This is a genomic window from Actinomadura rugatobispora, assembly GCF_042656285.1.
In the GTDB taxonomy this organism is placed as follows: domain Bacteria; phylum Actinomycetota; class Actinomycetes; order Streptosporangiales; family Streptosporangiaceae; genus Spirillospora; species Spirillospora rugatobispora.
Map to the genome: position 1 here is coordinate 1 of NZ_JBHSON010000192.1, position 7,771 is coordinate 7,771.

General features: G+C 68.3%; 4 protein-coding genes and 1 pseudogene. 3 read left to right on the forward strand and 2 right to left on the reverse strand.

Features of this window, described 5'->3' with window-relative positions; translation table 11 throughout:
* Positions 1-118: 118 nt before the first annotated feature.
* Positions 119-835, reverse strand: coding sequence for a hypothetical protein (locus ACFPZN_RS55360; protein WP_378293361.1), 717 nt, complete (start codon positions 833-835; stop codon positions 119-121).
* Between the two features lie 1,792 nt (positions 836-2,627).
* On the opposite strand from ACFPZN_RS55360, the gene ACFPZN_RS55365 reads away from it, so the two are divergent.
* The 3 genes from ACFPZN_RS55365 (at position 2,628) to asnB (ending at position 6,059) form a co-directional block, all read left to right on the forward strand.
* Positions 2,628-3,842: a cytochrome P450 gene (locus ACFPZN_RS55365; protein WP_378293363.1), complete on the forward strand. Its 1,215-nt coding sequence runs from the start codon at positions 2,628-2,630 to the stop codon at positions 3,840-3,842.
* Positions 3,839-4,039, forward strand: a complete 201-nt coding sequence (locus ACFPZN_RS55370) for a ferredoxin (RefSeq protein WP_378293365.1) — start codon at positions 3,839-3,841, stop codon at positions 4,037-4,039. Before ACFPZN_RS55365 ends, ACFPZN_RS55370 begins: the two co-directional genes overlap by 4 nt.
* 178 nt (positions 4,040-4,217) lie before the next feature.
* On the forward strand, positions 4,218-6,059 hold the full coding sequence (asnB, locus tag ACFPZN_RS55375) for an asparagine synthase (glutamine-hydrolyzing) (protein WP_378293367.1): 1,842 nt from the start codon (positions 4,218-4,220) through the stop codon (positions 6,057-6,059).
* Between the two features lie 1,231 nt (positions 6,060-7,290).
* On the opposite strand, the pseudogene ACFPZN_RS55380 reads toward asnB, so the two are convergent.
* Positions 7,291-7,771: pseudogene (locus ACFPZN_RS55380) on the reverse strand (hypothetical protein); the annotation flags it as partial.

Below are 7,771 nucleotides of genomic sequence, written 5' to 3' on the forward strand. Positions count from 1 at the left end.
CGCGCGAACGGCGTGAAAATCTCACCCGCGAAGTCCTCAAGACGGCCACGAACCTCAGCCAGCTCAGCCGGAGTCACACCAAGATCATCCCATATGATACCGAACTAACAAAGTCCTACTAGGAGGTCTCCGCGGACAGGTGTTCTCCGCAGCCCCGCTCCTGGGGGGCTGCGCTGGTCAGATGGATCTGCGAGTTGTCGCAGACCCAGGGGCCGTAGGTCTTGCCCGTCCCGATGTCCCCGCCGCGCACGGTAAGCCCGATCTGCGCCACAGTGTTCTTCAGCTTCTCAGGATCGCCCTCGGGGTGATTCGGCGTGATCGCGTCGAGCACTGGATACCACAACTGCAGGGCATGCCCGGCCCCAGGGTTGACCTGCACGGTGACAGCGAGGCCACTGATCTCGCTGACGCAGGTGTTCTCGCTGTTCAACTTGACGACATAGGCCGTTGAGCCGTAGCCACTTATCCGGAGTGCCAGCTTGAGCGGCAGCGAGGATTTGAGCGTGGTGCGAATCTGGATGGGAATCAGGATCAGGCGCGACTGGTCCAGCGACGGCGCCGCGCACGAGGTCAGTGGTCGGCTCACTTCTGGTAGCCGGGAGGCGGGCACCGGCGGGGCGACGAGGACCTGCGAGGAGTAGCTGTCGCCTCCCTGGTTCTGAGTGTCGACGGTCGCGGCGGTCCTGTAGTCGCCGGAATGAGGCGAGGCGGTCTGCGGTGAAGTCGGCGTCACCGGCTGCGTGGCGGTGACGGAACCGTCCGAGGAGCTGCTCCCGCACCCGACAGCGAAGGCGCACAGCGACGTGAGTACCAGCGTTGTCATGGTTCTGTGCATTACTTCTCCCTGGCCTTTAGAGATCTACACAGCGGACCGCCATACCTTCGGGCGTTGTCACCTCGAGCGAGGCGTCCTTCTTCTCCGGCACGCCGATCGACGCGGTTGGTGCGAGATCCAGTCGCAGACTCGAGGCGAGCATCAACCCGCTCGACGACTGGCCGGGCCGTCCCGGCTCCGAGGCGGCGTTCGCCTCTCGCGCGACTGCCGATCCTCGTCAAGATCTTGGTCGTCCCGGCACAGCTGAAGCGCGGCAGCACGTTGCTCACCGGGCCGGCGAGCGCCATGAGATGGCGCGGGGGAATTTCGATCGCTTGTTCCAGACGGGTGAAAGTCTCTTCTGCCTCATCCAGGTCAGATCGCTCGCCGGACCGCTCATACCCAGCAGACAACGTTTGTCCCAGTAGGAGTGAACAGACCTCGCGGACAAGCCTCACGGCGTCCGACAGATCACGGAGGCCCCCGGGAAGCGAAGTACCGTCCTGCCAGGGCGTGCGCCTGCCGCAGACGTTCGTCGAGAGGCGCTCGCGTCAGTTCCACGGCGTCACTCACCGGCGCCACTCCGTCCATCGGACAATACCTGCGGCGCGTCTCGACGGGAGCGGCCTTCTGCGCCGGGAATCAGCGTAAGGCGCGGAGGGGCCGGATGCGCAGGAATTGGCCGACCCGGGCCTGGGGCTTTTGTGCTGCCCTGACGACGTGTTGCGCCCACGCTTCCGGCCGGGTGCAGGAACCGCCATCTCCCCGAAACGAATTCCTGATGATCCAATGACCTCGTCCACGTTTGTGATCACGCAAGTCCACTCCAAACCAAATGAACCTGGGCGAACTCGCGTTCGGGCTGGTGGGAAGGGGCGGGTCGCGTGGGACTCGAACCCACAACCTACGGATTAAAGCCGCTGGGCTCTTGTCAGCCCGGCTCCTTCGAGGTTGCGCTGTGCCAGGCTGTCCGCGTCCAGCCCCATTTCGTGCCGGGCCGTGTCGCCCGAGGTTCTGGCCGCGGCGCAGGCGGCCACGGCTGTCGGCGTCCGGGCCGGACTGTCTAACCGTCACAAGCCGAGGACCTCGCCCGGGAAGCGGGCGTCGCGTCATTGTTCCTCAACAAGCTCGCGTGGCTCGGTTCGTTGGACTCGGTTGTGTGTTCGCGGGGACGGGTCCTGATCTGGCCAGGCGCGGAAGCGAGATCGAGCTGGTTGCGAGCGCATCCTTACGGCGTGGGTTGATGATGGTCGGTATGGCCGGGAGTCGATGGGTTTGGGTCGGGTTGGGGTCACGGTCGTGACGGTGACCAGGCTGGGCGGCTATTTCGTGGCAGTGGGTTTGGATAAGGCTGACAGGCGGCCAGCGTGGTCGCAGCCCTGACCGCGCTGGTGGGGCTGACGGTAGCGGTGTACGGGCTCGTCGGAGCACCAAGTCCGGGGCTGGGGCGGCTGGTGTCGCAGCGGGGCCGGGCGTCGGGCCGGGGACAGGTGACCCTGGTCGGCGGGAGCCAGACCACCGCTGGTGGCCTGGGCGCCGGTAGTGCCGGTTCTGGGAGTGGGGGTGGTGCCGACCGGGTGCGGCAGGACGCTCAGGGAGATGCCGTTGGCGCTGGTGTTGATGCATGTGCTCATCGAAGGTGAGGCACCTGATCGTGCGCTCGTCGACCGGATCGTGGACCGGGTGTTGGCCCCGTTGCTCGGCACGAGGCCGTCCGGACGCTCTGCGAGGTGACCGGCACTGTCCGTATAGAACGGGTTCGTACTAACGTGGGTGGTGAGCCCAGAACGGCCCGATGAAGGGAGCGGTTCTCATGAACGCGCCCCAGTCGCCCGTGGTCTTGCCGGGGCCTCGCAGCTGCCCGTTCGATCCGCCGCCGGGGTATCGGCGACTGCGTGAACAGCGGCCGGTCGCCCCGTTGGCGTTCCCTGACGGCGCGGTGGGCTGGCTGGTGACCCGGTATGAGGATGTGCGCGCGTTGCTGGCCGATGACCGGTTCAGCTCTGACAGGGAAAGGGCCTCCTCCCCGGTGCGCCGCAACGTGTTCCATAGTGAGGATCGTCCCGGAATGCTGCTGAACATGGATCCTCCGGAGCACACCCGGTATCGGCGGATGCTCACCCGCCATTTCACGGTGCGGCGGATGCGTGCCCTGGCTCCGAGGATCGAGCAGATCGTCACCGAGCATCTCGACGCGATGGAGGCGGCCGGTCCGCCGGTGGATCTGGTGACGGCCTTCGCGCGGCCGATCCCCTCGCTGGTCATCTGTGAGCTGCTCGGCGTGCCCTACGCCGATCGGGAGGACTTCCAGCGGTGGACGGCCACCGTGCTGAAGCTCGACGCCGACGAGCAGGAGGCGTGGCACGCCCGCGACGCGTTGCGTCGGTACATGCGCGACCTGGTGGCCGTCAAACGCGCCCATCCGGACGACGCCCTGATCAGCACCCTGATCACCGAGCAGCGACCGCAGATGGCACTGACCGATGAGGAAGTGGCGGGCATCGGCCTCCTGCTGCTGGTCGCCGGGCACGAGACCACCGCCAACATGCTGGCGCTGGGCACCTTTGCCCTGCTGCGCCATCCTGAGCAGCTGGATGTGCTGCGCGCACATCCCGAAGGGGTGGATCATGCGGTCGAGGAGCTGCTGCGTTACCTGACCATCGTGCAGTTCGGCACCGTCAGGGTCGCCCGCCAGAACGTCGAGTTCGGCGGTCGGCGCATCCGCGCCGGGCAGACCGTGGTGGCCTCGCTGCCGGCCGCCAACCGTGATCCCGGCGAGTTCCCCGACCCCGACGATCTCGATCTGGCCCGTGACCCCTGCCGGCATGTCTCTTTCGGACACGGCGTCCACCAGTGCCTGGGGCAGCAACTGGCCCGCGTCGAGATGCAGATCGCCTTCCCCGCCCTGTTCCGGCGTTTCCCCACGCTCGGCGTGGCGGTGCCGCCCGAGCGGGTCCCCATGCGCGATGACATGTTCATCTACGGTGTCCACACGCTTCCCCTCACCTGGGAGGTGGCCACGCCATGAAGATCCACATCGACCACGACCGCTGCCGCGGCGCCGGTCAATGCGCCTTGACCGCGCCCGAACTGTTCGACCAGTCCGACGACGACGGCACCGTCGTCGTCCTCGACGACCGGCCTCCGCCTGAACTGCGCATCCCTGCCCGGCGTGCCGCGAGCCTGTGCCCCAACGCGGTCATCCGCATCATCGACGAGCCGTGAGAACGGCCGTCATCCGCAGGAGACGGCGCCGAACGCGCGTGGGCGCACAACCGCAGGTGACCACGCACGGCCACGGGGCCGGGGGCGAGGCCCTCCGGCGGTCCGGCACAGCGTGGACCAGGTCTTCGCGGACTGCCGGCCGTTCATCGACCCACCGGTGACCGGAAGGGGGACGATCATGTGTGGTATCGCGGGCTGGGTCTCTTTCCAGCGGGACCTGGGCGCCGAGCGGGCGGCCGTGGACGCGATGACCGAGACGATGGCCTGCCGTGGTCCGGACGACCGCGGTACCTGGATCCAGGGTCCCGCCGCGCTCGGTCATCGCAGGCTGGCCGTCATTGACCTGCCGGGCGGCCGGCAGCCGATGAGCGTCCAGGACGCGGAGCACACGGTGGTCCTGGTCTACTCCGGCGAGGTCTACAACTTCATGGGGCTGCGGACACAGCTGGCCTCGCGGGGGCACCGCTTCACCACCGATTCCGACACCGAGGTGGTGCTGCACGGCTATCTGGAGTGGGGCCGGGCCGTCGCCGAACGGCTCAACGGCATGTACGCCTTGGCGATCTGGGACGCCCGCGAGCAGGAACTCGTCATGATCCGTGACCGGATGGGCATCAAGCCTCTGTACTTCTACCCCACTCCTGACGGGGTGCTGTTCGGGTCCGAGCCCAAGGCGATCCTGGCCAATCCCTTGGCCTCGCCGACCGTGACGCTGGACGGCCTGCGGGAGGCGTTCGCGTTCGTCAAAACCCCCGGTCACGCCATCTGGCAGGGGATGCGGGAGGTCGAGCCGGGGACGGTGGTGACCGTCGGCCGGGAGGGCATCGGCGTCCGCGTCTACTGGTCGCTGCGGCCCCGGCCGCACCCCGACGACCGGGACGACTCCATCACCCGGGTGCGGGACCTGCTGGAGGACATCGTCGGCCGCCAACTCGTCGCGGACGTGCCGCGCTGCACCCTGCTGTCCGGCGGTCTGGACTCCTCCGCCATGACCGCTCTGGCCGCGCGCCGGCTCGCCGCCGCCGGGGAGAAGGTCCGCAGCTTCGCCGTCGACTTCGTCGGCCAGAGCGACCACTTCGTCCCCGACGACCTGCGTGCCACCCCGGACGGCCCCTACGTGCACGATCTGGCCCGCGCATGCGAGACCGACCACCAGGACATCGTGCTCGGCTCCGACCAGCTGGCCGACCCCGCGGTGCGGGCCCGGGTGATCCAGGCCAGGGATCTCCCCATCGCCATGGGCGACATGGACGCTTCCCTGTTCCTGTTGTTCAAGGCCATCCGGCAGCATTCGACGGTGGCCCTGTCGGGAGAGTCCGCCGACGAGGTGTTCGGCGGCTACCAGCAGTTCTTCGACCCCGCGGCCCGCGCCGCCGACACCTTCCCCTGGCTGGTGCACTTCCGGCAGCACTTCGGCGGCGAGGAAAGCGTCCTGACCGAGGACTTCACCAAAGCACTCGATCTGCGCACTTACGTGCGCGACAGCTACCGCCAGGCGGTGGCCGCGATCCAACGCCTCGACGACGAAAGCGACTTCGATTACCGGATGCGGCAGATCGGCCATCTCCACCTCACCCGGTTCCTCCGTGTCCTGCTGGACCGCAAAGACCGCATGAGCATGGCGGTCGGCCTGGAGGTCCGCGTGCCGTTCTGCGACCACAGGCTCGTGGAGTACGTCTACAACACCCCCTGGGAGCTGAAGTCGTTCGACGGCCGGGAGAAGAGCCTGCTGCGCGAGGCCACCGCCGACCTGCTGCCCCGATCGGTGTACGAGAGGGTGAAGAGCCCCTATCCCTCCACCCAGGACCCCGCCTACGCCGTCGCATTGCAGAACCAGATCAAGGAGCTTCTAGCCGCCCCCTCACACCAGGTGTTCGACCTGGTCAGCCGCGACCGGCTCGCGCGCGCCGCCGCGACCCGGGCACCTCAGATCGGCCAAGCGTCCCGGCGCGGGCTGGAGACGGCCCTCAACCTCGCCATGTGGATCGATCTGTACTCCCCGCATCTCACGCTCAGCTGACAGTAGGTAGAGGGTGAGCGCGACGGCGCGAGAACGGCCAAGGCCAACAGAGCGTCGCGCATCCCGTCGACAAAGACATGGCGGACTCCTCGGCCAGCAGATCCGAGCTGCCCTGAGGGCGCCCTGGGGGCGGCGACATGCAGAGCACCCGACAGCCCGTCGGTGGCCTGCCAGCAGTCCTGCGGTGGCGGAGCCGATGCTGGTGCGGTCACCGCTGGTCGGCAGGCCGTCGGCCAGCGCCGCGTGGGTGTTCCTTCGCGTCCGCCCTGTGTCGTCCGCTGTGCGCCTACCGGTCGCGGACGGCGTGGGTCAGGTGCGTCACCCCTTTGAGAGGGCTCCGCGCGGACCGGCTCCAGGGCCACGCGGCCCGCGTCCACGCCCTCGAACAGGCGGATCCCGGAGCCGAACAGCACGGGTGAGAGCGCGAGCCTCAAGCCACACCGGGATCTCCGCCCGCTCGTCATCGGCAGCGACCTCCAGGCCCTCCTGCCAGCAGCGCGCCGCCCGCTCACTCTTCCCGGCGCCCATCGGAGCAACCAGAACCCGGAGTTGGCCTTCTGGGACGACCACCGCGGGCGGCGGCCGCTCCTGCATCCAGATCTGCGCGCATCCCTGCGGGACTCGGGCACAGCGGCCAATCGCCGGCGTGTGCGCGCCTGCGGTTGACGGACGCCGATGCCAGGGCCGACAGCGTGCTCGGCGTCACCAGCCGATGCGAGCGCAGCCACGGCGGAAGTCGACGCGCCAGAGCCGAGATCACCGCGCGGTCGGCCCAGTCCCGTCGGGGCCGCCCGACCTGCCGACGCAGCACCGCGACCTCATGCCGCAACACCGAGATCTCTGCCTCCTTCGAGGCATCACCGCGAACCAGCGGTACCGGCCACCCCGTAACGCGGATGAACATCAAGTACGGCAGCCGAAAGAGCACAAGAGCCGAGGGCAGAGCCCAGCCCATGTGCCATGGACGAGTTCTGGCACCTCACACGCGCTGGTGGACTGGTTCTGCGCTGGAGGCTGCCAGCTGCACCTGCCCATCCCCCTGGGGCGCTCTCCTGGCTACGCGGATTTCGTCTCGTGACCTTCGGTGCCGCCAGGCATGTCGACCTGGTCCTGACCGTTGATGCGGATCACGCAGCGGCTGAACCGGACGCCGTCGACGTCGCGGAGTTGGCCGAACTATGCAGTTACGACCAAGGGCAAGGCAGGCGGCCAGGCACCGCAGAACGACAGCTCATCTATATGAGGAATTTCCACCGATTAAGGGGATTGCCAGCCTTTCTCGACCATGTGGCGAGGTGTCGGGATGGTCGTCGCCCAGTACCCGCACATAGTCGGGCAGCAGACTCTGCAGGGCGGTGACGGCGGTGTCGCAGCGACCCTCCTGGCCGTTCCTGTGGGCTTGGTCGGCGCGTGCTCGCAGGGCCTCGAGGCGGTCGGGGTGGTGCGGGTCGGTGCGCCGGCGCCACAGGTCGTGCAGGCGGGCGGCCACCGCGGCGGCGTCGGGGGGCCGCTGGTCGGGCTCCTTGGCCAGCAGTTCCCGCAGGTACTCCTCCAGTTGGGGCGGGGTGTCGGGCCGCAGCGTGCGGGCGGGGGGCGGGGGTGCGGCCAGGTGCTGGGTGACCACCGCGCGGGCGTCGTCGCCGGTGAAGACGTGGCGGCCGGTCAGCAACTGGAACACGGTGGCGCCGAGGGCGTACAGGTCGGCGCGGTGG